17 protein-coding genes and 5 pseudogenes are annotated in these 25,949 nt (G+C 54.5%); 12 read left to right on the top strand and 10 right to left on the bottom strand.

All coding sequences use genetic code 11. From position 1 onward, the window contains the following. A complete protein-coding gene (locus RRF56_RS00470; protein WP_317033451.1) occupies positions 1-471 on the bottom strand; it encodes a hypothetical protein in 471 nt (156 codons plus the stop codon). 36 nt (positions 472-507) lie between these two features. Further along, entirely contained in the window at positions 508-2,163 is a 1,656-nt protein-coding gene (locus tag RRF56_RS00465; RefSeq protein WP_317033450.1) for an ISL3 family transposase, read from the bottom strand. 86 nt (positions 2,164-2,249) lie between these two features. Here RRF56_RS00465 and RRF56_RS00460 point away from each other — a divergent pair, with 86 nt between their 5' ends. Next, positions 2,250-2,378: a hypothetical protein gene (locus RRF56_RS00460; protein ID WP_317033449.1), complete on the top strand. Its 129-nt coding sequence runs from the start codon at positions 2,250-2,252 to the stop codon at positions 2,376-2,378. Between the two features lie 48 nt (positions 2,379-2,426). Here the strand turns inward: RRF56_RS00460 and ltrA (RRF56_RS00455) are convergent, their stop codons facing one another. Together ltrA (RRF56_RS00455) and RRF56_RS26250 are read right to left on the bottom strand one after the other, a co-directional pair. Next, positions 2,427-4,103, bottom strand: coding sequence for a group II intron reverse transcriptase/maturase (gene ltrA, locus RRF56_RS00455; RefSeq protein WP_317033448.1), 1,677 nt, complete (start codon positions 4,101-4,103; stop codon positions 2,427-2,429). 701 nt (positions 4,104-4,804) lie between these two features. After that, positions 4,805-4,888 (bottom strand): annotated as a pseudogene (locus tag RRF56_RS26250) (hypothetical protein); the annotation flags it as partial. Positions 4,889-4,950: 62 nt separating this feature from the next. Here RRF56_RS26250 and tnpC point away from each other — a divergent pair. The 7 genes and pseudogenes from tnpC to ltrA (RRF56_RS00420) all read left to right on the top strand — a co-directional run bounded on the left by tnpC (position 4,951) and on the right by ltrA (RRF56_RS00420) (position 16,840). After that, complete coding sequence (gene tnpC, locus RRF56_RS00450) at positions 4,951-6,318, top strand: IS66 family transposase (RefSeq protein WP_317033447.1); 1,368 nt, start codon at positions 4,951-4,953, stop codon at positions 6,316-6,318. A 411-nt stretch (positions 6,319-6,729) separates the two neighbouring features. Beyond that, positions 6,730-7,374 (top strand): annotated as a pseudogene (locus tag RRF56_RS00445) (IS6 family transposase); the annotation flags it as partial. Positions 7,375-7,678: 304 nt separating this feature from the next. Next, positions 7,679-12,247, top strand: coding sequence for a PAS domain S-box protein (locus RRF56_RS00440; protein WP_317033446.1), 4,569 nt, complete (start codon positions 7,679-7,681; stop codon positions 12,245-12,247). A 74-nt stretch (positions 12,248-12,321) separates the two neighbouring features. Then, positions 12,322-14,148 (top strand): EAL domain-containing protein, encoded by a 1,827-nt coding sequence (locus RRF56_RS00435; protein WP_317033445.1) that lies wholly within the window; start codon positions 12,322-12,324, stop codon positions 14,146-14,148. Between the two features lie 137 nt (positions 14,149-14,285). Beyond that, positions 14,286-14,414 (top strand): annotated as a pseudogene (locus RRF56_RS00430) (GTP-binding protein); the annotation flags it as partial. Positions 14,415-15,159: 745 nt separating this feature from the next. Next, positions 15,160-15,642 (top strand): GntR family transcriptional regulator, encoded by a 483-nt coding sequence (locus RRF56_RS00425; protein ID WP_317033444.1) that lies wholly within the window; start codon positions 15,160-15,162, stop codon positions 15,640-15,642. Between the two features lie 4 nt (positions 15,643-15,646). Then, positions 15,647-16,840: a group II intron reverse transcriptase/maturase gene (gene ltrA / locus RRF56_RS00420; RefSeq protein WP_317033730.1), complete on the top strand. Its 1,194-nt coding sequence runs from the start codon at positions 15,647-15,649 to the stop codon at positions 16,838-16,840. A 115-nt stretch (positions 16,841-16,955) separates the two neighbouring features. On the opposite strand, the gene RRF56_RS00415 is transcribed toward ltrA (RRF56_RS00420), so the two are convergent. After that, positions 16,956-17,852, bottom strand: coding sequence for a LysR family transcriptional regulator (locus RRF56_RS00415; protein ID WP_317033443.1), 897 nt, complete (start codon positions 17,850-17,852; stop codon positions 16,956-16,958). A gap of 174 nt (positions 17,853-18,026) precedes the next feature. Here RRF56_RS00415 and RRF56_RS00410 point away from each other — a divergent pair, with 174 nt between their 5' ends. Beyond that, on the top strand, positions 18,027-18,893 hold the full coding sequence (locus RRF56_RS00410) for an NAD(P)-dependent oxidoreductase (protein WP_317033442.1): 867 nt from the start codon (positions 18,027-18,029) through the stop codon (positions 18,891-18,893). Positions 18,894-19,097: 204 nt separating this feature from the next. On the opposite strand, the gene RRF56_RS00405 is transcribed toward RRF56_RS00410, so the two are convergent. From RRF56_RS00405 to RRF56_RS00385, 5 genes and pseudogenes are all read right to left on the bottom strand, one after another. Continuing rightward, a complete protein-coding gene (locus RRF56_RS00405; protein WP_317033441.1) occupies positions 19,098-19,235 on the bottom strand; it encodes a hypothetical protein in 138 nt (45 codons plus the stop codon). Between the two features lie 7 nt (positions 19,236-19,242). After that, positions 19,243-20,239, bottom strand: a protein-coding gene (locus RRF56_RS00400) for an IS1 family transposase (RefSeq protein ID WP_317033440.1) whose coding sequence is annotated in 2 segments (ribosomal slippage) — positions 19,243-19,878 and positions 19,880-20,239 — 996 coding nt in all. Because the reading frame shifts where the segments join, the coding sequence is not laid out codon by codon here. A 61-nt stretch (positions 20,240-20,300) separates the two neighbouring features. Beyond that, positions 20,301-20,939: pseudogene (locus RRF56_RS00395) on the bottom strand (mechanosensitive ion channel family protein); the annotation flags it as partial. 84 nt (positions 20,940-21,023) lie between these two features. Continuing rightward, a pseudogene (locus tag RRF56_RS00390) lies at positions 21,024-22,306 on the bottom strand (DUF389 domain-containing protein). Between the two features lie 120 nt (positions 22,307-22,426). After that, positions 22,427-22,942, bottom strand: coding sequence for an HPP family protein (locus RRF56_RS00385; RefSeq protein WP_317033439.1), 516 nt, complete (start codon positions 22,940-22,942; stop codon positions 22,427-22,429). 301 nt (positions 22,943-23,243) lie between these two features. On the opposite strand from RRF56_RS00385, the gene RRF56_RS00380 reads away from it, so the two are divergent. The 3 genes from RRF56_RS00380 (at position 23,244) to RRF56_RS00370 (ending at position 25,659) form a co-directional block, all read left to right on the top strand. After that, the gene (locus tag RRF56_RS00380; protein ID WP_317033438.1) at positions 23,244-24,302 is read left to right on the top strand and encodes an AI-2E family transporter; all 1,059 of its coding nucleotides are present in this window, start codon (positions 23,244-23,246) and stop codon (positions 24,300-24,302) included. Between the two features lie 138 nt (positions 24,303-24,440). Then, a complete protein-coding gene (locus tag RRF56_RS00375) occupies positions 24,441-25,046 on the top strand; it encodes a hypothetical protein (protein ID WP_317033437.1) in 606 nt (201 codons plus the stop codon). 43 nt (positions 25,047-25,089) lie between these two features. Further along, positions 25,090-25,659, top strand: coding sequence for a hypothetical protein (locus tag RRF56_RS00370; RefSeq protein ID WP_317033436.1), 570 nt, complete (start codon positions 25,090-25,092; stop codon positions 25,657-25,659). The last annotated feature ends 290 nt before the right edge of the window (positions 25,660-25,949 follow it).

Here is a 25,949-nt window from a genome sequence, read left to right as displayed (position 1 = left end):
CTAGAGCACCGTTTTGATACCCATGCTGTTGAGCTTGGCCTTGAGGTTTTTGCCAACGCCCCAGACCTCCCCCACATCAAGGCTGGCCAGCACAGCGTCAGGATCGGCCAGGGATTCAAGGTCGAGGACTCCGTTCAGGTTTGGGTAGCGCTTGGCGACCTGGGCGGCTAGCTTGGCCAGGGTCTTGGTTTTGGCAATGCCCACTGATACCGGAATGCCTGTCCACTGCTTGACTGTGGTGCGAATCTTCTGGCCGTAGTCGCCCAGATCAGCTTTAGTGAACCCGTGCAGGCCCAGAAAGGCTTCATCGATGGAGTATTGCTCAACCTCGGGGCTAAAGTGCTGGAGGGTCTGAATGACCCGCCGCGACATGTCCTTGTAGAGCATGGGGTTTGATGAGAAGGCGTGGATCTTGCCCCGGTGCAAAATCGCATCAACTTCGGGCTCTTGGCCACTTTTGGTGATGTGCAAAACTGGCACCTTTTGCGGCCCTCAAATTACAGCTGTTTAGCTGGTCAAAATAAACCGCTTCTCTAACAACTCCAAGTTAGCTCGCCCAAACATCTGCCGTTTCAGCATCTTAAGCCGATTATTCTGCCCCTCTACTGGTCCATTGCTAACCGCTAACGTCATCGCGGCTTTGACCGCGTCATAATCCTCCTCCAATCCCTCGGCGAAGCTCTGAAACGCTTTTATTGAGCTGGTTTTAGCCGCCTGTAGCCAATCATCCAGCTGATTGGAAAGCCGCTGCCGAACGAGATTTATAAAGCCTTGGGCCAGCGAGATAGCCCCCAATAACTCGGGCTGTTGAGCCAGCTGCTCTAATAAGACATCATCTTCAGTTGTGCGGGTTTCTGTTCGCTGTAAGATCAGCCATGCCGCTCGGCGAGCACTCAAGGGCTTGTGAGGAGCGGTTGAACGGGGAGGGGCTGGCCCCCGGCCCGACAAATCGTTAAGAGATTCCGGGCTAGGTAGGCCCGAAGCCGTTAATTGACGCAGCTGATGGGTATAGCGGGCTAGGGTCGAGTAACTTCCCGGATAGCCTTGCTGTTGGATCTGGTGAAAGAGGGCTTTGGTCTGGTGCTGTCCCCGATTCCATTGATCCTGGAGATAGGGTTTATAGGCCTCCAACCCACTTCCTTGTTTATGGATAGTGGGTTGTCGTTCAGGAAAGGTTGACGCGGCCAAATACTTGTAGACCGTCCGTTTGCCAATACCGAGATGGTGGGCGATGTCTTTAATGGCGTATCCTTGCTGCCGTAAGGCATGGGTTTGCTCATAGGTCTCCAAACGATGAGCCCGGTTGAGCGCTTTGGGAGACTGTGGATCCTCAGGTAGGTCTAAGGGATGCGGAACCTCGAGACCATCCGCCTGACACTGGTCTTTTTCAACCTGTTGGAGGACTGAGTGGTGTCCCTTAAATGCTGTTTCCAACGTCTCTTCGAGATTGTGCAACAGATGAAAGCGGTCGGCCACTTGAATCGCATCCGGTGCGCCTTGGCTCATCCCTCGCTTGTAGGTCTTGGAACGGTCCCGAGATAAGATTTCGACGCCGGGATGCTCTTTGAGCCAGCGTTCAAGGGTTTCTGCCGTGCGATCCGGAAGCAACGCAATGGGCTGATGCTGCTCAAGATCCACCAAAATCGTGCCATAGTTGTGCCCTTTGCGTAGGGCAAAATCGTCTACCCCTAAGACCTTTGGGGTCGTTAAAGACGGTAACGGCAGGCTCGAAATGACCCGCAGCATTGAGTTTCGACTATGCCTATAGCCAACCTGTTCGCTCAGGCGAGCCCCAGCGGCACCCCCCAACGCTAGGGCCATGGCTTTGAGATGGTCAGCATACCGAACGGTACGCCTAGCCCAAGGGGCCACGATTTCGGGTAAGCGTTCGGTAAAAATCCGTCGAGGACAGGTGTCATTGAGGCAGAAAACCTTGCAGACCGTCAGCACTATCGTCAGGCTGAATTGGACAACAGGTAAGTCTTTCAGGGTTCTGTCGTAGTGGCTATGGATACGGTGACTCGGGCGATGACAGAGAGGACACTGAGCTACGGTCTGAGTAGAGACAAGGTGAACCGTGACCTGCTGGGTGACCGTATCCAAATCCCAGTGCTGCAAGCTCAATTCAGTTTGGCTGGGGAGTAGATGCGAGATGAGGTCCATGGGGGTAGCTGATGTGAGAATGGATCCTCCTATTGTCTATAGCTCTCCCTAGATGGATCACCAAAAGTGGCCAAGAGCCCGAAGTTATGCAAATACGCACCCGGTTCACCAGGTCTTGGATAGAGTACAGCGTTGCCTGCATGGCCACCAGCGGCTTGGCTTCGGGCGATCGCGCCACGACGGTGGGTAGGGACGGGGCGCGGTTTCTGCCTTAGCAGTTCCGTTTCCACCATCCCCCCCGTTTAGAACCGTACGTGCGACTTTCACCGCATACGGCTCAACACTTGCTTATCCTGCTGAGTTTTGAGCTTATGGCAGGTGATGCAGAGCAACTGAAGGTTTTCCAGATAATCCGCATCCCGAGGGTCTTTAAACGCTCCACGAGGTCTTTTGTGGTCAACTTCGAGGTCTGCTGCCGGGTAGCATTGCCGACAGTGGGCACAAACATGGCCATCCCTCGCCAGGATGTCAGGCCGCCAGTCCATACTTTCTCGATTTCGACTCTCGTGCCCTGTCCAGGCATCATCTAAGGAGAACACGTCCTCCCGTTGAATAGCCTGGCCCGGTGCCGTGTAAGGATTCGCATGTTGCTTGGGTAGATACCGTTTGGTCGGAATTTCCCTCAACAGCCTCAGAGTGTGGGTATCTGTCCCAAAGGTTGACCCTTGGTAGTACTTTTCCATCACCTTTGGCATGCTGAGTTTGTACTTCCGGCCCAGCCAGTGTCCCATTAGCCAGAACACCTGGGCATCGAGCCGACTAAACACATGCTTGGGGCTCGACACATACTGGTAGTATCGTCCCCATCCTGAGATGATCCGATTCAGCGCCAGCAGCTTGGCATTGACCGAGCTTTGATGGGTGCGTGGGCTCAGAACCAGCTTCATTTTGTCTAGAAACCGCTTCTTTGCCGCATCGGGAATGGCGGTTCGTGGAACCATCACTCCGCGTGACCCAATAGCTCGTTGAATCCAGATGCCGAGGAACTGGAACCCATCATTGGCATGGGTGACCTTAGTCTTGTCCATGGCCAAGTTTAAGTTGAGCTTGGCTTTCAAGAACGCCTGTAGTTCTTGTTTCATGTGGAGGGCTTGGGCTTTGGTGCCATTACACATCACGATAAAATCGTCGGCATAACGCACGTACAGGAAATTCGCGTCCCTTGCCTTTCTCCGCTTCGCCTTGAAATAAGGGCTTAGGCCGGTATAGCCCTGCATATAGTCATCCAATTCATGGAGGTATATGTTGGCTAGCAGTGGACTTAGAATTCCGCCTTGCGGGGTTCCCTGTTGGGTCTCCCGAAAGAGCTTGCCCTCCATTACTCCTGCCCGCAGGAACTGCCAGGTCAATTTCAGGAGTTTCTCGTCTTTGACCCGCCGTCTGAGCAGTCGCATGAGAATGCGGTGCTGGACGGTATCAAAGTACGAGGCAATGTCTCCCTTAATGATCCAGAAGTAGTGTCCGTTGCGAGCCCGTAGTTGATTCACGATGTAAGCTATGGCGTCCATCGTGCAACGGTTGGGTCGAAACCCATAGGAGCGAGGACTAAAATCTGCCTCATAAATGGGCTCTAGGATCATCCGAAGAGCGTCTTGTACAATCCGGTCTCGGATAGCGGGGATGCCTAACGGTCGTTGTTTAATTCGTCCGTCTGGTTTCCGCTGCTGTATCGTCACTCTCCGCACTGGGTAGGGTTCAAACGTCCCCTCTTTCAAGGCGATTCGCAAAGACAAGAGGTTGCCCTTTAGTGTCTCATCGAAGTCTGCCATCGTCATGCCGTCAGTTCCGGCCGTCTTACTACCCCGGTTCCGTTTGACATGGCCATGCGCCACCTTGAGCCAGTCATCATTCACGAGCAGTGAGTACAGGTCATAGAACTTTCGTTCTTTGTCCTGTTCTGCCCATAGACTCAGTTTTCGCTGCATTTCGCTAACGTTCACGAGACTTCACCCATGTTGGCATTCAGCTAGTTTGCATTGAAACGTTCCGCAAGCTGTGGTCCTTCGCCCTGTAAACGGCGCTACCGTCTCTTTAAGAGGGGCGTGACTCCCCCGACTATTATGACCACACCGACCCTCCTGATACTCGCTGTTTGGCGATAGGACTTGCGTGGGTTCCAGGAGACTTTCGTCGCCTGTACTCATTTGCTCACGAGTTACGTCCTTCAAGAGGTTCCCAGGTTTGTCGTTAAGGACTCTGTGAGGGAACTTAGGCGGGGGCTACACAATCCACCTTTTCCTGCGCTCTGCAGTATCCCGACGTGGGTATGGGGTAGTTCAGGTAACCCATACCAAAAGTGTAACTACGGCTGCATTGTAGCTACACTCCAGCCTCAGCGCGGATGTATTGCGTTGAGACTCTGTCGCTGTCCTGGATTAAATAGGGTAGGACAGGGGCAACGTTTAACCCGTAGGTGTCAATCCCCTTCAGTTGGATTCACCGTATTCCCTCTTAGCCAAGCACGGCCTCTTGGTGGCCTATTTCGCACCTCACCGCGCCTTTCAGGGGCATGCTGCTCACACCATAGAGCATCCTATGATGCTTAGCCCCAACGGCTTATCTCTTACCTGCATAAGAGATAGAGTTACTGATGTTAAGACGTATCCATCGTTCACTCATTCCTTAACGCCACTTCCTGGCGCACACAGCCATCGTTGTTGGAGAGCACCACCACTGGCTTGCCCTCCAGGTCGGGCCGGAAGACTTTCTCACAGGAGGCGAAAAACGGTAATTGCTCAACTGGGTTGACGGGTACCGGCGAATGAGGGAGAGTGGTAGACTTTTGGCATGAAAGACCTGCCGCCGTTAGAAGGCCTCAGTTCTGAGGAGAAAGATGCTCTGATCCGAGAGCTGTGGCAGATGGTGCAAGCGTTGCAGGCAGACGTCGAGAGGCTAAAAGGCAAACGCACCAAGAAAACGTCGCGCAATTCGAGTTTGCCACCCGCGAAAGGATTTAAGCCTAACTCAGAGGGTTCTAAGCCCAGCCAAAGCGAGCGAACGGCGAGTGTGGGTCGAGCGGGAGGTGGCCGAGACCTGAGCGCATCGCCTGACCAAGTGGTGGTAGCGCGAGTGAACCGTTGCCCTCACTGTGGCAACGCGGTAGAACGTGCTCATCAACAGCTCAAAGCGGTCTATGAGCGGATTGAACTGCCCCAGGTTCAGCCCCAGGTGACCCGAGTAGAACGGTATGGGGGTCAATGTCCATGCTGTCAGCAGAGCTATGAAGCCCCCGTGCCAGTTGGGTTAGAGCCTGGTTCGCCCTTTGGTCAAAGTATCGCCAGTGTGGTGACGTATCTGAGGTACGGTCATGCGGTGAGCTATCAACGGCTCAGCCAACTGATGGGGGAGTTGTACGGGGTGACGATATCGGAAGGGGCAATTGCGAATCTGCTCCAGCGGGTTCAAACCCAACTTGCCGCGCCAGTGGCACAAATTGTCGAGCGTCTGCGCCGTGCCCGTCTGGTGTGCAGCGATGAGACGAGTGCCCGCCTCAATGGTCGTAATCAGTGGGAGTGGGTGTTTCAGAACGAGCAGGTGTGCCTGCATGTGATTCGCCCCAGCCGGGGGAAAGCCGTGATTGATGAGACGATGGCCGGGCACCGCCCCCAGGTCTGGGTCTCCGATTTATTCAGTGCGCAAAAGGCCCATCCTGCTGAGCAGTGGCAAGTCTGTCTGGCCCATCAACTCAGGGATTGCCAGTATGCCATTGATGCGGGCGATGACCTGTTTGCCCCCCGGATGAAGCGGCTATTACTGCGCGCCATTGCCGTGAATCGACGACGACATCAATTGGCTGAATCAACCCTTCAGCAGTACCGGTCTCGATTGAGAGGCAGCCTACGGGAAATCTTGAACTTGAAGCCCAAGTCGCCCGAGGGTCAGCAATTGCTCAAACGCTACTTGAAGATTCGGGAGCATCTGCTGCTGTTCCTAGACGATGAGACGGTACCACCGACCAATAATGCCAGTGAACAAGCCTTGCGTTGGAGTGTGGTCTTTCGCAAGGTCACCCACGGCTTTCGCTCCGACTGGGGTGCAGAGTTGTTCGCCCAGGTGCGCTCGCTGGTGAACACCGCTCGGCGGCAGGGTATGTCTGCCTTCGAGGCCATTTCTCGCGCCCTTACTTCAAACCAGTCGGATTGGCTACTGAGTTGAGCAATTACGAAAAACGAGTTGCAATCTACCAGGGCGAACATGGCTAGACCCTATAAAGAATAAGGGTTTACAGCATTGGAGGCAGGAAAGATAGACGCAGTAGTAATCCTGTACTATCCTCTGCGGTGGTCACTGTCCTATGAGACTGTCCTATCGTCACCAGGGCAGCATGGGCCAACGTCTTTGGGCCACTGCGATCGCGCTGGGGCATTGTGCTTTAAAAACAAACCTCCACTGCCCAGCGCTACCAGTGGGGGTGGCTCTCAGGGTGTATCTACGCTCTAGGACGCTCTCAGGAACTCGCTGTGGGCCTATGGTGCCCTTGGTTTGGGGGGTACTCGTAGAGGTAGGCCAGATTGCGCTGTTTGGCGTATCCCTCGGGCCTGATGTGATCTCATGCAGTAGTAGGGCTGGTATTGCCGTTATGCCCTGAGCTATCGGGACTTAGAAGAGATGATGGCAGAGCGCGGCTTGTCGGTTGACCACAGCACGATCAATCGATGGGTCTTACAGTATGGACCGGAGCTAGACAAGCATTGTCGTCCGCATCTGCGCCCGACGAACGACTCCTGGAAAGTGGACGAAACCTACGTGAAAGTTAAAGGGGAATGGAAATATCTTTATCAAGCCGTAGATTCCAGCGGCCAGACCTTGGACGTTATGTTGAGTGCTCAGCGCGATGCCAAAGCGGCCAAACGCTTTTTCAAAAAGGCTTTGAGAGCCCGTCACACGTCTACTCCTCGTGTCATCAACGTGGACAAGCATGCCGCCTATCCGGCGGCGGCAGATGACCTCAAAACAGAAAAAGCGCTTCCGGAAGAGACCGAACTTCGTCCCGTCAAGTATCTCAACAACATGATTGAACAAGACCATCGCCGCATCAAGCGCTTGGTCAAACCGGGATTGGGCTTCGGCTCCTTCCATACGGCTCGACGCACCCTCAAAGGGTACGAAGCGATGGCGATGATCCGCAAAGGACAGATCCAAAATGTCGATAGAGGGGATGTGACAGGACAGATCTCTTTCATCCACCAAATCTTCGGTATCGCTGCATAGATATAGATAAGGAAGAGGGATTTCATCCCCTAATTTTGTTTTTGCGACAGAACCCGGTGGCGGATTGTTTCGCTGATTTCTAACGCCGCCTGCTCCTCAGCGCAGTCTTATCAATACTCTAGAGTTGGCAGACCGCCTGGTGGAGTCTATAGGGATTAGGTGTTTTAGCCGAAATTTTTACACAGGGCGTTTGCGTAAGTATATTGGGGGACAGAGCGGGCACACTGAACAAGGAACTTGGTCGATTGAGAAGACCGAATAAATAGGTATATCAGCATGTTTATAGCCAAAGTGGGTTAAGCCCATGGCTAATCCTAAGCCCACTGCTCTCACAGCTGCCATTATTCACGATCCCCTGACCATAGAGCCAGGTAGCTCGGTGATGAGCGCGATCGCCCTGATGAGCGACGTTCGCACCCTTTGCCCGATTGACCGCGACCACACCGCTGAGGAAAGCCTACACCCAGAGGCTCGCTCTAGCTGTGTGGTGGTGGTGGACAACGACCAGGTGGTAGGTATCTTGACCGAGCGGGATGTGGTGCGCCTCAGTGCCCAGCAGCAACCCCTCGACCAGCTTTTGGTGGCAGAGGCGATGGCCCATCCGGTGATCACCCGACGTCAATCTGACCTCGTTGACCTAATTAGCACCATTGATCTGCTGAGACAGCAGCACATCCGCCATCTGCCGATTGTAGATGAGCAAAATCGCCTAGTGGGCCTAATCACCCACGAAAGCCTGCGGCAGCTGACCCGGCCCGTAGATTTACTGCGGCTGCGGCTGGTGCACGAGGTGATGACCGCTCAGGTGCTCACGGCCGGGCCAGATCGCTCCATGCTAGAAATTGCCCGGCTGATGGCCGATCGCCGGGTGAGTTCGGTGGTGATTATGGTGCCCGGAGGCAGCGCTGATGCCCCCTTCCAGCAGGCGGTGGGGCTGTTGACGGAGCGAGATCTGGTGCAGTTCCAGTCGATGGGACTGAGTTGGACGAAAACCACGGCCCAGACGGTGATGAGTAGTCCTGTATTTAGCGTTGCCCCTGAGGTATCCCTATGGGAGGTGCAGCAAATTATGGAGCAGTGCTGGGTTCGGCGGCTGGTTGTGGCTGGCGAGCAGGGGGAATTGCTGGGTATTGTCACCCAAACCAGCCTGCTGCGAGTCTTTAACCCTGTCGAACTGTACCAACTGGCGAAAGTGCTGGAGCAAAAGGTGACGCGCTTGGAGACGGAGCGGATTGCCCTGCTACAGAGCCAGGCGGCAGCGTTGGAATGGCATACAACGGAGAGCAACCAAGCGATTACGGCCAAAAAGGCGGTAGAGGAGGAGCTACAGCGGCGAGAGGCCCGCTACCGCGCATTGATGGAGGGCGCTAGTGATGCTATTTTGCTGGCTAATCCTGGGGGATATCTGATTGAGGTTAACCCTCAAGCCGTGGAGTTGTTGGGGTACGAAAACCACGAGTTGGTGGGGATGCACTTCAGCCAGCTGCATCCGCCAGACAGTTTACCTCACGTGGCAGAAGCCTTTGCAGCCTTGGTCAAGAGGAAAAGGATCCATAATTTAGACCTTGAGATCCTGCGGCGGGATGGGCAGCGGGTACCCGTAGATATCACGGGATCGGCCATTGAAGTGGGGGGAGAAATTATCATCCAAAGCATCTTCCACGATGTTCGCGATCGCCGCCAGACAGAACAGGCTTTCAGGGATAGTGAATTACGCTTTCGGCGGGTGTTTGAGTCGAACGTAGTGGGGATGATGTTCACCGACTTCAATGGCCGCATTAGCGACGCCAACGATCGCTTCCTAGAGATGCTGGGCTACACCCGCCAGGAGCTAGAGTCGGGCAATTGCCTCAACTGGGCAGAGCTGACGCCCCCGGAGTATCAGGCCCAAGACCAGGCCGCGATCGCCCACCTCCAGCACCACAATGCCATTGATCCGTGGGAAAAAGTCTACCGCCATAAAGACGGGCATTGGGTTCCAGTGCTGATTGGGGTGGCGATGCTGTCTCGTGAAGACGAAAGCTGCGTGTGTGTGGTGGTGGATATTAGCGATCGCAAAGGCTACGAAACGGCCCTGCAAGACTCTCAGCAATTGTTGCAAACCGTTCTAAATACTGTGCCCCTGTCGGTCTTTTGGAAAGATCGGCAGTCGGTGATTCTGGGCTGCAACCAGGCCTTTGCCACCGCCGCTGGGTTTGCCGAGCCTGCCGATGTGCTCGGCAAAAACAATTTTGACCTCGGCTTGCCCCAGGCGGAAGCCGAAAGCTACACCGCTGACAGTCTTCAGGTAGTCACGTCAGGCATTGCCAGGCTAGGCATTGAAGAAACCATCACCCCAGCCGGGAGTGAACCACGGTGGGTAGAAACCAACAAACTGCCCCTCCGGGACGGAGCCGGGACTATCATCGGTGTTGTCGGCACCTCCCAAGACATCACCGTTCGCAAGCAAGCCGAGCAAACCTTGCGTCAGCAGACCGAACGGGAAACCGTGCTGCGGGAGATCACCCAACGGATTCGTCAGTCCTTAGACCTGAGGGCCATTCTAAATACTGCTGTTGAGCAAATGCAGCACACACTGCAAGCCGATCGGGTGGCTGTGTATCAGTTTCGTCCCGATTGGAGCGGTGACTTTATTGCTGAATCTGTGCATGAGCCCTGGGTCAAACTGATGAACCCTGGTATTCAGAAAGTCTGGGAAGATACCTATCTTCAGGAAACCCAGGGGGGGCGATTTCAAAACCACGAAGCCTTTGTTATTCCAGATATCTACCAGGCGGACCTTCAATCCTGTCATATTGAACTTCTAGAACAGTTTCAAGCCAAAGCCTTCGCTATTGCCCCGATCTTTTCAGGGGAAACCCTTTGGGGACTCCTGGCCATTTATCAGAATGAGACCTGCCGCCAATGGCTACATTGGGAAGTTGACTTATTGCAACAAATTGCCAATCAGTTGGCGATCGCCATTCAGCAGGCCAGCCTGTATAAGCAGGTTCAGACGGAGTTGCGAGAGCGGCAACAGGCAGAGGCCAAAATCACCCAACAACTGCGGCAGCAAACGGCCCTAGAACTGATTCTGCGACAGATTCGACAGTCCTTGGATTTGCCAGAACTGTTGGAGATCGCCACCCAGCAGGTACAGGAGTTGCTCCAGGGCGATCGGGTGATTGTGTTTCAGGTTTGCCCCAATGGCCAAAGCCACATTGTTGAAGAAGCCGTCGCCCCGGATCTCCCCCGACTCAAAGCTATGCATTGGGAGGATGAAACCTGGTCCCAAGATATTCTAGAACGCTATTGGCAAGGGCAGCCCCGGATTGTGCCCGACGTGATGGATGACATCTGGACCGATTGTTTGGTGGACTATTCCCAGGCCGGGCAAATTCAGTCCAAAATGGTCGCCCCAATTCTCCAAGAACTACGCAGTCCAGAAGATCATCGCTGGGTGTCCCCCGCAGACAGCAATAAACTGTGGGGGGTGCTAGTGGTTCATGCCTGCCACACCCGACGGGTCTGGCAGCCGGAGGAAGCTCAGCTTTTGCAACAGATTGCCAACCAACTGGCGATCGCCATTCAGCAATCCTATTTATTTGATCAATTACAGCAGGAACTCACCGAACGGCAACAGGCCCAAGCCCAACTCACCCAACGCAACGAGGAACTGATCCGCGCCACCCGCCTCAAAGATGAATTTTTGGCCAACATGAGCCACGAACTGCGCACCCCCCTCAATGCCATCCTGGGCATGACAGAAGCGCTGCAAGAGAAGGATGTATTTGGCCCGGTCAATGCCAAACAACTCAAGGCGCTTAAAACCGTTGAGCGCAGTGGCTCACACCTGCTGGAGCTGATCAACGATGTGCTAGATGTGGCCAAGATTGAAGCCGGCCAGGTAGAACTGGACTGCGCTCCCACGGCGATCGCTCCTCTGTGTCACTCTAGCCTGGCGTTTATTAAACAACTCGCCCTACACAAACGCATTCAACTCACCCTAAATTTGCCCGCAAATTTGCCCACTTTATATGTAGATGAACGCCGTATTCGGCAAGTGCTAATCAATCTGCTCAACAACGCGGTGAAATTCACCCCCGAGGGGGGTCAAATCACCCTTGAGGTCACCCCCCTTGAGCCCACGCTATCCTCAGCAGCCCCTGCCTACCTGCAATTTGCAGTGACCGACACCGGCATTGGCATTACCCCCGCAGAGCAGCAGCGTCTGTTTCAACCCTTTGTGCAGGTAGACAGTGCCCTCAACCGGCAGTACCAGGGCACCGGGCTGGGGTTGGCCTTGGTCAAGCGCATTGTGGAGCTGCACCAAGGGCGGGTGGGGCTCACCAGTGATGTGGGGGTGGGCAGCTGCTTTACCTTTGCTCTTCCCTGTGGAGCGGCGATTCCCTCCCCGGAGCCGGCGTCTATCGCTTCCCTTGAGACACCCTCACCGGCAACTACTTCTGCCCCAGCACCGCTAATTTTGCTGGCCGAAGACAATGAAGCCAACATTAGTACCATCGTGAGCTATTTACAGGCCAAGAACTATCGGGTTGAAATCGCCTACAACGGGCAGGAAGCCCTTGACTACCTCCAGCACCTCAGGCCCGATCTGATTTTGATGGATATCCAGATGCCAGGGATGGATGGCCTGGAGGCGATCGGCCATATTCGCCGTGACCCGAGCCTAGATGAGGTACCGGTGATTGCCCTGACCTCGTTGGCCATGCCCGGCGATCGCGATCGCTGCCTGGCCGCTGGCGCAACCGAATATTTGAGTAAGCCGGTTCGGCTCAAGCAACTGGTCGAGATCATCCAGACACTGATCCCGCAGACCTCCAGCATCCCCCTCCCAATTCCTGAAACCCAACACCCGAAACCCAGCCCCTAAAGCCCACAGCAGGGTCGCGGTACCGATACTACCCAGTATTCTCCAACACTTAGCTAGCCACTCGATTTAATCTCATGGCCTTACCTTCCACCGCACCTCCCACCCTCTTGGTGGTGGATGATGAACCCGACAATTTTGATGTTATTGAGGCCATGCTCAGCGTTCAGGGCTACATCCTGCATTACGTGAGTAATGGCCAGGCCGCCCTGGACTGCCTCAACACTGTGCAGCCCGACCTGATTTTGCTAGATGTGATGATGCCTGGGCTCGACGGCATGGCGGTATGTCGGCAAATCAAGGCTCTGCCCCAGGAGCGCGGCGTGCCCATCATCATGGTGACGGCTCTCGACTCCAAGCAGGATCTCAGCCGCTGCCTGGAGGCCGGGGCCGATGACTTTCTCAGCAAGCCCATCAACCGGGTTGAACTGGTGGCCAGAGTTCGCTCCATGCTGCGTATTCGCCAGCAATACCAGCAGCTAGCGAGTTTCAACGCCGAGCTTGAGAGCTTGGTCCAGCAGCGCACCGCCCAGCTCCAGGTGATGATTGACACAGATGCCCTGACTCAGCTTCCCAGTCGCCCCCAATTGTTGCAAGCGACGTCGATGGCGTTGCAGTCTGCGGACAGGTCTAAAGAGGGGGCAATCACGGCCCCTATGCCTGATCATGGAGTTGCTCTAGCCCATCTAGACTGCGACCACTTTAAGTTAGTGAATGGGGCCTTTGGCTATGACGTCGGCAACGACTTACTCAAAGCCATTGCCCAGCGCCTACAGCAGCTGCTGCGCCCTGGGGATGTGTTGGCCCGAATGGGGGGCGATGAGTTTTGCTTTCTATTGCACCACCTGGATCACCCGGCCCTGCTAGAAAGCTGGACCCAGGCTGTATTTGAGAGCTTTGCCAAACCCTTTCGGGTAGCCAACTGTGACTTTTTTATGTCGGTCTGCATGGGGGTGGCGCTGGCCGATACCGCCACGGCCCAGCCAGAGACCCTGCTCCAGGCGGCAGATACTGCCATGCATCGGGCAAAGCAGCAGGGCAAGGGTAGCTACCAAGTGTTTGATGCCCAGTTGACCACCGCCACCCGCCATCGTCTTGCCCTGGAAACTGACCTGCAACGGGCCTTGGAGCATCAGGAATTTGTCACCTACTATCAACCCATTATTCGGTCGGCCACCGGTCAGATCGTTGGCTTTGAAGCCCTAGTGCGTTGGCAGCACCCCGAGCGACATCTGGTGCCGCCAGGAGAATTTATTCCCTGTATGGAAGAGACCGGATTGGTGGTGCAAGTGGGGCTAGTGGTGTTGCGGCAAGCCTGCGAGCAACTGCGGATCTGGCACCAGCAGGGTGCCCCCGACTTAACCGTGAGCGTTAATCTCTCGGTGCGACAGTTTGACAGCCCTACCCTGGTAGCCGACATTGACCAAATGTTGGCCGCCACCGGGGTGAATCCGGCCTGCCTGAAGCTAGAAGTTACCGAAAGTGCCCTGATGAACGACGCCGAAGCGGCGATCGCGGTGATGGAACAACTGCGATCGCGCCAGATTCAAATCAGCCTAGATGACTTCGGCACTGGTTATTCCTCCCTGGCCTACCTACATCGCTTCCCCATCGATACCTTAAAAATCGATCGCTCCTTCGTGCAGCAGATTCACACCGGCAACCGCAGCCACCAGGTGATCAACACCATCATTGCCCTTAGCAGTCAGCTATCGCTGTCCGTGATTGCCGAAGGCATCGAAACCCCAGAACAACTCCAGTTTCTGCAAGCGCTGGGGTGTGAATTTTGCCAGGGCTACCTGTTTGACAAACCTCAACCCGCCTCAGAAATTTTGCTAAAACGGCCCCCATCCCGTGCCGACTTGGCAGCGTCACTGTTGGAGGCCCCAACAGTACCAACCTGAGCTGAGCTGACCTCAGAGCTGGTATGGGTACAAACGCTAGCTGGGAAGGGTTTTGGGTAGGGGAAATGGGTATCGGGTATCGACCTGATACCTAACACTTGACCCCAAACCCCTCTACAAACGATACCTCTCCCCCTATAACTTCCCCACCCATCCCTAAGCGTGGCCTGCCAGTCACAATCATCAAGGGCTTTTTGGACAGCGGCAAAACTACCCTGACCAATCAGCAAAATCTCAAGGTGCCGGTCTTAGTCAACGAGTCTGGATTTGGGGGCAAGGTAGCTGGGGAAGTGGCGTGCCCTTCGTAACGAAGGGCACGGTTGGCGCGAATCTCAAGCTTACGATGGAGTGTTCGCTTTCCAAGGAAAGCTGAGGCTCCAGCGACTGGGAGTAGCCCCCAATCCGGCTGCATAGCTGCCCGCGCCGCAACCATGCCGCAGCTGCATCTCCTGTGAAACCCCTCTTTACACAAAGCATCCCAACCAAACCTCTCGATTGACTGGGACGTTTAGGGAGAACGGCAAAATCATACTAAATCCGGATCGCATACCCCCGAAATAATTAGACTTGTCATGCGGGCCACCAGTGATAATTGGTCAAGGCTTTAATCTCGGGTTGCATTGACAGCAAAGTACGGCAGCGGGCCTCAAGGACATCTTCGAGATCATTGAGGGCCATCGACAAAACCGGGAATTAAAACATAGGCACAAAGCCGTTCGCTACTACAACAGCGACGCCGCAGACCTAGGCCTACAGCACCACACAAACTATTGGGCTAGTCAGAAACTTAACCGCTGACGAACAGCAGATCGGAGCTCATCGCTTGCTCAATCTGCCGCAACTATACTGGCCTCGCCCGAGCAAAACCGTAATATAGATTGCATCATATATGATGCAAGATCTTTGTGAGGATGCCATAGTAATTGGGGTTACAGCCCAGAGTCGTGTTTTCTGCAAGGCACTACAGCGGCTGATCTACCCTGGCAGACCTTAGCTTTTGGAGCCGCCACCTTGGTCAAGCTGCAATTGGGAAGTTTCAAGCAAGCTCCCCGCACTACCCATGCCACCGTTACTGAGCACCTCCGCCAGGCGATTCTTCTAGGGCAGTTGCCTGGCGGTACCCGTCTGGTGCAGTCGGAGTTGGCAGAAGCCTTTAACGTCAGCGTTACGCCCATTCGCGAGGCGCTGCGCGAGCTCAGTACCCAAGGTCTGATCGAGCTGGATGCGTTTAAAGGAGCCGTAGTCCGTATGCCAACCCTGGGTGAGCTGGAAGAGGTCTACGAGCTGCGATCGGTTTTGATTCCCCTCGTCGTCAAAAAGAGTATTGCTCGAATTACCCCCCAAGCGCTTCAGCAGGCTGCCGCTCTATTAACCCAAATGGAAGCTACAACTGAGCATGAGCCATGGGTTGATCTCAATCGCCAGTTCCACAACCAGCTAGATGACGCTGCCCAAGCTACCTGTGAAGTCCAATCAGGGTGCCCCCGGCATTGACGGGATGTTGCTGGACGACTTTGCCGCCTACGCCCGGCTTCACTGGGCCGAGATTCGCCAATCCTTACGAGATGGACGCTACCGCCCCGCTCCGGTGCGACGGGTCGTAATCCCCAAGCCAGGGGGGAAGGGCGAGCGCTTGTTGGGCGTGCCCACAGTCCTAGACCGGGTGATCCAACAAGCCATCTCACAAGTGCTGACGCCAATGTTTGACCCGGAGTTTTCCGAGTTCAGCTTTGGTTGTCGTCCGCAGCGCAGTGCCCACGGCGCGATTAAACAGGTAAAGGACTACGTCAAGCAAGGATATCGGGGGGTGATGGATTTGGACTTGGAAAAGTTCTTCGACACCGTGAACCACGATGTTTTGATGGCGAGGGTGGCCCGCAAGGTGCGGGATAAGACCTTGCTAGGCTTGATAGGTCGATACCTGCGAGCCGGGGTGATGGTCGAGGGCGTGGTTCAGACAACGGAGTGGGGAACCCCGCAAGGGTCACCCCTATCGCCGTTGCTCGCCAACATTCTGCTGGATGACCTCGACCAGGAGTTGAAGCGCCGAGGCCACCGTTTTGCCCGCTATGTGGACGACCTGGTTATTCTGGTCAAAACACCGCGTGCGGGCCAGCGGGTGATGGCGAGCGTGACTCGCTATCTGACCCAGGTGCTAAGACTCAAGGTGAATCCGCAGAAAAGTCGGGTTTGTCGGATTGAGCGATTGGAGTACCTGAGCTTTACGTTCCAGGGAATCCGCATTGTTTGGTCTGAGCGAGCTTTCCAGGACTTCAAGCACCGCTTGCGGGGGTTGACTTCGCGGCGGTGGCGAGTGTCGATGGAATACCGGCTGAAGCGGATCAGCCTCTACCTGCGGGGTTGGATGGGCTACTTTGGGATTTCCCAGCGGTATGGGCCAATTCCCGAGTTAGATGGGTGGCTAAGGCGTCGAATTCGGATGTGTTATTGGAAACAGTGGCGCAGACCGAGGACGCGCATTGGCAACCTGCTCAAGCTGGGAACCCCGAGACAACACGCTTTTTCAACTGGCTTGAGCCGGAAGGGCTATTGGCGGTTGTCACGGACGCTGGCGACGCAGACGGGGATGACCAATGAGTGGTTAGCACAGCAGGGATTGATCTCGATTCGTGACCTCTGGATGAAAGCCCAGGGTTACGATGAGAAGTCTGCTAATTCGTCTAGCAGTTAGGTTGAGAACCGCCCATTGCGGAGCCGCACGATGGGTGGTGTGGGAGGGGGGGATTCGTGAGGATTCTCCCTATCCCGATTTAGCTTCGTATCACAATACGCAGACTATCGCTCATTTAGCCTGAGACAGACTGCTTTAGAAAATTTATGAATGCGCGAACTTTAAGGGGCATATAGGCACGGGACGGATAGACCAACCAAGCGGCGGTGCTGAAATTTGTTGCCGTCACCTCATAGTCTGGAAACACGTTGATAAGGGTACCTGCCTGCACATCGACATCCACTAACCACTTGGGTAGAAGCGCCAATCCCATCCCCGCGATCGCACATTGCTGCAAAGCAATCGCACTTGAAATTACGGTACGTCCAGAGACTGACACCTCGCTGACCTGTCCGGTCTGATCCTTCAACAGCCACCGCGAGCGAAATCCGGCGAGGGGGAATAGCAAACAATTGTGATTGGCCAAATCCATTGACTGCTGTAAGGAGTGCGATCGCTTAAGATAAACCGGACTTGCACAGACTGCATATTGGGTGGGCATTAACCGTTGGGCCACCAGGGTAGAATCCGCCAGGACTCCGAGGCGCACGGCAACATCAATGCGGTCAGCCACCAGATCAACTACCGTATCAGTCAACCAGAGATCGACGGTGAGATCAGGATATTGTGCAGCTAATGCCGGAAGCAGTGGCACAATGCAGTGGTGCCCAAAGGAAACAGAAGCCGTGACGCGAAGGGTTCCCCGAGGCTTTCTAGAAACGTCCGTGATGATGTCAATGGCTTGCTGCATCTCGGCTAGCAGCGGTTCGATGCGCTCAAAATAGGTGGTTCCGGCCTCGGTGGGGGACAGCTGGCGGGTGGTGCGTTGAAAGAGCCGCACGCCGAGTTCAGCTTCTAGCCCCGCGATCGCTCGGGAAACTGATGAGGGGTCTAGATTGCGATCTCGCGCTACAGCCGCAAAGCTGCCCTGGTTCATGACCTCCACAAAGAGCTGCAAGGCCGATACATCCATCGCTGAAACCGACTCCCCATCAATGTTGGTGCTCGTGTGCTAACCGTGATCGTAATGGAATCACGGCGATTCATGAAAAAAACACACGAGTGTTGTTCATGAGTTGGTCTTTATTGCTTTATATGCAGTGAGTAGAGTGAGCTCATGGTTCACAGTTTCTTTGGAGGCCAATTCATGACCCGAATCGCATTATTAGGCGCGGGGGCTATGGGTTCTCGCATGGCTCAAAATCTACTCAAGGCTCAGTACAAGCTAATTGTGTATAACCGCACTGCCGATAAGGTCAAGCCCTTAATTGATCAGGGAGCGGTCTACGCCGACAACCCTAAAGCCGCCGCTGAACAAGCTGATATTGTGATCAGCATGGTTACGAATAATGAAAGTTCCCGCAACGTTTGGCTTGATCCCAAGGTCGGGGCCGCACTGGGACTGAACAAGACTAGCATTGCGATCGAGTCCAGCACCTTAACAGTCGGATACATCCGTGAGTTGGCCGCCGCGATCACCCAGCGTGGTGCAGCCCTTCTCGATGCGCCCGTAGTAGGTTCCCGCCCCCAAGCCGAAGCGGGAAAACTGATTTATCTGGTTGGGGGGGAAGCTGAAACCCTGGCTCAGGTGCAGACAGTCCTATCCTCTGCGGGGGCTAGTGAGATTCACCATCTAGGGGAGAACGGTCAAGGCATGGCGATGAAACTAGCGGTCAATGCTCTGTTTGGCATTCAAGTTGCTGCATTGGCAGAAGCCCTTGGCATGCTGGCCAAAGGCGGCATCTCTGGAGACAGGGCAATGGCCTTGCTGGGAGAGTTACCGATTCTCAGTCCCGCTGCCAAGCTGGCTGGCAACCTAATGCTGACGGGCAATCATGCTCCGCTATTTCCGATTGAACTGGTTGAAAAAGACTTTCGCTATGCAATCGCCACAGAGCAGACCTCCGGGGCCAAAATGCCTATAGCTACAGCTCTACAGGATGTTTATCAAAAGGCGATCACCGAGGGATATGGAAAGGACAATATTACCGGGGTGATTCAACTTTTCGTCTGATATCCTCTCTAGGAAGGTCATGTCAACCGACAAAATATAAGTGATTGCAATAACCTTCAGGAAGAAAGCTAACGATCGTGGTCAACGTTTGCAAATAGCTTTGAACTCATCACCAGCGGCTTGAGTCTGTCCGATGCACCACGGTTGTTAGGCCCAATTTCTGACTGGCAAATATTCTCAGGCTTCATATCCTGAAAGCAGAAATTAGTCAGGAAGCCTGACCACCAACTCCATCTCGACCTGCAATTCGGCTGCAGCCAGTGCCTCGACCCCAACACCGGTGACACAGGGTTGAGCACCCTCAAAGGTAGCCAGAAACGGTGGCATAACTTCTTCTGGCACTGGTCTGTTAAGAGGAGATGCATGGAAACCCTCTCATACCGAGGAGTTCCTGGGTGGATAGCGGGCGACTGTATAGGCCGATTGCCATCGCCGGAGTCGTCTGTTTCCCCAATCCCCAATGCGGTCTAACCCAATTGTGGATGATCCGTTGGACATCTAAGGCTCGCTGCAACCCGTCTTGCGTTTTAGCATAGAGGTTTTGACGCCGACGATAAGCGCTGCATCGCCGCCTTAAGGCCGCATTGTGAGCCTCGTTATGGTTGGCATGCACCTCGGCTAGCGGGCTAACGGCGGTGTAGGGATGCTCTGGTCTTACCCACATGATTCGCCGCAGGCCTTGAGACCCTTTCACTTTCATGGCTACTTCCAGGCCATACCGCCAGACTTTTCGGGTGCGATAGGCACTCGGAGAATTGCGTAGCACCAGATAGACACTGGCTAAGTCCCACAACGCTTTGGCGTAGCGCCACTCACCATCAGTGAACCACCGGATATAAGAGCACGCTTGCGCCCACTGCCAGGCCTGTTGAGTTCCCCGCTGAAACAGCAGTTCATCTTTGTGTCCTGCTATCGCTGACACCCAGTAGCGGCTCTGGCGCTCAATAAAGTGAATCGTCCATCCCTGAGAGCTAGCGGGGGGGACGGTTCTCGCCCACGCGAGTGTAGACTTCATCGCCTTCCAGCGTCACCTCTTGTTCGCCTGGGGCTGGGGGGGACCAGGTGTCAGCTTGACGGGCTAACCGCTCTTCCCAGCGCAAAATGGTGGAGTGCGACGTCCCAAACAGGCGACCTGTCGCTCGTACTCCCAGCCCTTCGCTGCGACCATTGAGGGCAGTCGCGACCACTGAACTGGGGGTTCGCAGGCGAGCCATCGGGGTGCCGGTTCGGTCGTTGAAGCACTTGCTACACCCTTTACACCGATAGCGCTGAAGCACAGTGCCATCTGAGAGCGATTCCCGACCATTCTTTACGACCTGTTGACTCTGGCAGTAAGGACAATCCATGAGACTGAAGTAGTTGCACTACAGTCATTTTACTCATCACCGTCTAGCAGACCAGTGCCGCCAACACGTCGTCGGTGTCATAAATGGCTTCTAAAATTAGCTCTTTAGCCGTGGCAATATCATCGCCATAGCCGATACCAATGTCGTACTGCAACCGGCGGTTTTCAAAGGCGGTGTTGACCAAAACCGAATTGGTAAATAGCTCTCCATTAGGAATCACAATGCGGCGACCGTCGTAGGTTCTAAGAGTGGTGGCGCGAGTTTCAATGTGCTCGACGGTGCCCTCAAAGTCTTTGAAAATGATTTGATCGTCGATTTGAAACGGCTCAGTCAATAAAATGAGAATGCCCGCCAAGAAATTCTGCAAGATATCTCGAAAGGCAAAGCCAATCGCCACCCCGCTGATGCCCAGGAGCTGCACCAAATCGCCAGCCTGCAGGGTGAGAATGACAATGGAAAGGGCGACAAAAAGACCCACCAAAACCGTTGTGCCCTGAGCCAAACGCCCTAAAACCAGACCGACATTTCGCGTCCGCCGCCGCCGCTGGGTGAGCCGTCTAACCGTTGTTCTAATGCCTTTAGCTACCCAAAAGAAAATTAAAAATACGACAATGGCCAGGGCAATGTTTGGCAACAGAGCCAGAAAACCATTGACCATCGCCTGAATTTTTTCCCAGATGGGTGAATAGTCGAAATTCATAGATCTAGAGAATAATATCTATGCCAGCCTAAGGAAAACCAGGGGACTCGGCCTCTACCCCCAGTGGGTTATGGGTGTGCTGAATTAATTTTTAGCAGGAGGCGCTTCGAGCACATTGACGCTGACTAAGGGCGTCACATCAAACCCCTCATCAAGCAGGTGAGCTTGAATGGCCTGGGTCAACTCAGCCCGAATGTCTGCGTCAGAATCGCTACTGTTGGGCTGGCGCTGCACAAAGACCTCCGACAGCAGCGTATTTTGGCCCTGGATGTCAGCCCGAGTAAACCGCGCCGTTGACTCCACCAGCTTGACCTGGGGAAATTGTTGAATGACGGATTGCACTTCGGCATTGGCCCGCTGGGTGCGGCTGGAGCGCTGTAGGCTGGGCGAGTTTGACAGCTGCCAGGTGAGCAGGCCGGCCAGAGCGATCGCACTGACCCCAGCGCCACCGGAAACACTCCGGGCTTGCCCCGCCGGTAGCGCGCCCCGCGGGTAGATAGCCCAAAGGTGCGAAACAAAATCGCCGCCGACAGGTTGATGCCGCTGAGCTGGAGCAGCAGCAAAAACACCCCATTGACGGCCATATCCCAGCGGCCAATGGCCATGGCCATGCCGATAATGCCCGCCGGGGGAGCCAGCGAGGCCGCCACCAGCATGCCAGTGGCCGTGCCCGACACCAGGCTGCTGCGCTCCGACTGCACCAGGTTGACGGCCCCCGCCGCCCCCGCGGCCAGGGGCAGCAGCACTGCCACCGCTGAGATCTGGCTGTTGTCGATCATCAGCGGGGTGGCAATCTGCTGCTGAAACACCAGGCTGAGCAGGGCCGCCACCGCAATGGTGACCAGCAGGGCGGTGAAGTAGCGCAGCACGCTGCGGCCCATCAGGTGGCGATCGCCCCGGGCCGAGGCAATCGCCGTATTCATGGCGGGTCCGGCAAAGGGGGCGATCAGCATGGCCGCCACCAGCAGGTATGTGGTGTTGGTAAATAGCCCAATCCAGACGATCACGCCTGCGATCGCGGCATAGCTCAAAAACCCCTTCCACGAGCCCACGCTCTGTAGCCCGGCCAGAAAAATCTCAATCGGGCTGCGCTCCTCCACCTGGGTGACCTGCTCCGCGGCCTGCCCGGCGGGGGGGTGCAGGGCCATGACCCCGGTTGGCACCAGGGTAACCTTTAGCTCCGGCAGATCTTGAAGCGCCTCTAGCAGCGACTCTACCCGCTGGTTAGAGACATGCACCAGCACCATGTCGTGGGGGTTGTCGCCAGTGGCCTGCCACTGGGCCAGGTTGGTGCCCTGATAGTCCCTGGCCTTTTGCAACACGGTCTCGCCGTTGCCGCTAGGCACTTGAATCAACAGTTGGCGCATGGAAAATCCGCAGGTAGAGCTCGTTCAGTCACGCTCTCTATCCTGGGGATGGTCGGCGAGCTTAGCATCGCCTGAAAGGCTAGTAGTTGACTGGGCCGAAGGGGATGGGCTGTTGAAACGCTAGGAACTATGGCGGGCCAGCACCCACAGCGACAGCTTTTCGAGCATAACCAGCGTGGCGGTAATGCCCACCGCTAGGCCAAATAAAAGCAGGTTACTCTCGTTGCCCGAACGCAGCGCAAAGCTCAGCGACGTCGCCACCGCAGGCGGGTGAACCACATCCAGCACAATCATCAGCACGATAGTAATCACCATTGCCAATCCGCCCGACAGGTAGCCCGAGCCCACCGTTGTGTAGGTGATAAAGCCCAGACCTGCCGCCATCAGCTGCGAGATCAGCAGCGTGCGCACCGAGTTGGTGCCGTGCTGTGGGTCGAGGTAGATCAAAAAGGCGCTGGAGGCCAACGAGGCAAACAGCAGTCGCTGCTGGCTGAGCGCTTCGACCAGGGCCAAAACTGCTAAAACTACCGCCGTTGGGGCGATCGCCAGGGCGAGTTCTCCCCTTAGATTCAGCCGGCGGCGCAGGGCACGATTAGCACCTTTAATAGGCTTCAGGCTTTTGCGATCTTGACTCATATTTGAACGAGGTTCCAGTGGCTACAGCAATCGGTTCCCACTTAGAATCAGCAACGCTGAAAAATTCAGCATGTCCAACTCTCCAAATCCAGCCGCGATCGCATGAGCCAAAACGAGCTAGACCTCACCCGACCCAACCGCGCCAAAGCTACAGATTGACGCTCCACAACTGTTCCCTTAAACAGAAGCGAGGCTGACTCAAACCGATTACTATCGGCCAAGTGAGCACCGTTTGGGGTGATAGTGACTCGTCTCCAAGGTAACTCACAAGCCTCACCTGTGGACCACTGGAGATAGAGCGATGCAGTTTAAAAAATGGGTCGGCCTGCTGGCCCTGGGAGTCTCTATCTACTTGCTCTGGGAAATTCGTCAGGTGCTGCTGCTATTGTTTGCAGCGGTGGTAATAGCGACCGTGCTAAACCGGGTGGTGCGAGTCTTACGGCGGCTGCGGATTAAACGGGGACTTGCGATCGCCATCACCATTGCCCTGCTCCTGCTGCTGGTCTTTGGCCTTTTTGCCATTATTCTGCCCCGATTTATTGGCCAACTTCAGAATCTAAGCGCGCTGCTGCCAGGGGCGCTCGAGCGCCTAAGTAACATTTACAACTGGTTTCAGGGCCGCATTCCCGGCATGGGTCTAGGAGAAAGCCAAGGGGTAGACCGCCTGCTAAATGAAGCCCAGGCACTAGTATCCAGCACGTTTGGCAACTTTTTCATCATCCTCAACTCGTCGATCAACGCGGTAGTCAACCTATTGCTCGTTGTAGCAGCTACCGTCATGTTGCTAGTCAATCCTGGCTCCTACCGACGCACCGTCATCGTCGCATTTCCCGCCTTCTACCGCGATCGCGTGAACGAAATTTTGAACAAGTGCGAACATTCGTTGGTGGGCTGGTTTCAAGGCACCCTAGTAGGCATGGCAACCATCGGCACTCTGAGCTATATTGGGCTGCTGATTTTGGGAGTGCCGCTGCCCCTAGTCAATGCCATTCTCGCCGGGCTGCTAGAGATTATTCCTAACGTTGGCCCCGTTATTAGCGCGATTCCAGCCATACTACTAGCCTTACTAGATGCTCCCTGGAAAGGGCTTGCCGTGCTGATCTTGTACTTCTTAATCCAGCAGCTTGAAAGCCTTATCCTCATGCCCATACTCATGAAACAAACCGTATCGCTCATGCCCCTGTTTACGCTGCTTTCGGTCGTCATATTTGCGGCCTTGTTTGGGTTGCTAGGGCTATTTTTGTCTGTTCCACTGCTGATTGTGGTACAAACTTGCCTACAAGAAGTGCTGGTCAAAGATGTAATGGATTCTTGGCAAGCCCCCCGTCCCCCAAGCCAAGATCAGGTGCACCAGCGATAGGCTGGGCTTAATTGCTCCCATGGGCGATTGAGCATGGCAGCCATGAAGAAATCTTCGAAGAGTTAGATCGCCAGGACGTCACAGAGCGTTATCTGCCGCCGTGAAAGCGATTGAGCAAACTTAATATGTGGAGAAAAGGTGATGTCTATCAACTGGAAAGGGTACCGCTTTGCTGCTTGGATTGGGCAAACGCTACTTGTAATCGCTGTTCTCGCCACTGCTATTCAGGGTAAGTGGCAAGATACGATCGCCCTAGCTCTTTTCCTAGTCGTCTCTCTTATATTTGTGGTGAAAGATGATAAACTACCAACCCTGTTTGATTTTCTGTTTGTCCTTGCAGCTTTACTCAATGCCGGAGGTTGGGTATGGGAATGGTTTTATGCCCCTGGACTTTATGACGAGCTAGTTCATGGGTTCACCATGTTTTCAATTACACTAGCTCTGAGTTTTTTGGTGTACAGCCCCATGCTACCGATTTTTCGTCAACACATACTGCTATATCTAGTAGCGATTACTAGCTTTGGTATTGCAATTGGAGCGTTGTGGGAAATCACTGAATGGTTAGCAGGTAGGATTTTGGCAGCCGACGTGATTGGCAACGTCGATGATACAGTCACTGACATGATCATGGACACGTTAGGATCAGGGTTGGCAGCCATTTTCAGTCTTTGGGCATTGCAAAAGTGGACAAATTTGAGTGTGGGGAAAGAGGCAGCAAAAAGCCATCTAAGTCATCATAAATAATAAGTTACTTTGCAATCACCATTTCTACTGTTGACAGAAAACAATGAAACACATACTTTCTGTTTTTTTGACAGCTGTGCTAGTTAATATATTTGGTCTATTGCCGAATTCGCCAGCGATCGCTCAATCTAGCTACTGCCCTGATCCGGGACCAATTCCAGCGGCTGAAACTACCCGAGAATTGGAGCTACCCCAGTTCGGCGTGGCACTCACGATTCCCTCCAACTTCAGAGCAATTCTTCGCAATGACGGTACAGTTGAGGTTGTAAATCCTGGAACTTATCAAGTTCTTACCTGTGTTGCCCAAGGTGGACAAGCATTAGGAAGGGGATACGCTTCCGTTATTGTTCGCTCGGTCAATAATTCCGAGAATCTTAAGTTGCAGCAATTTGTTGAGCGGAATACCCACTTTCAGGGGCAGATTTCTCCTTACACTTTAGACGATCAAATAGGATATTTAGTACAATCACGCTCAGATAGCAGCGCTCAATTTTGGCTGCAACTAGTAAATCGTTCAGACGTTGTTGTGATTTCGGCAGGCTGTAGCTGTAGAGGGATGCGCGATCGCTTAATTTCAATTTTAGATCGGTCTAGCTTGATTACCTCAAGATGACTCCTTATCTCTAGATAGCGCTTTCCCGTTAGATAAGTGGACTACAAGTTTTTAGAAGCAATTTGCGGCAATGTTTCATTGCTGTCGAAGCAAAAGATATGGAGCGAGTGCAGATCATTGTTCGGCGCTATAAGGGTACCCGACAACATCACACTCTATGTCTTTGATGCCTAGGTGTCACGGTCGATTTGGCCGCACTGACCAGGTTAACGCTCGAATTGGTGATGAAAGTAGATGGAGAAGCTGGGGTGCCTTACGTCCCTGAGGGCACGTCTGACGCCGGACTTAAA

This window comes from Nodosilinea sp. E11 (assembly GCF_032813545.1).
Classification (GTDB): Bacteria; Cyanobacteriota; Cyanobacteriia; order Phormidesmidales; family Phormidesmidaceae; genus Nodosilinea.
Note: the sequence above shows the minus strand (reverse complement) of the source record. Positions and strands in the feature narration are given on the sequence as shown.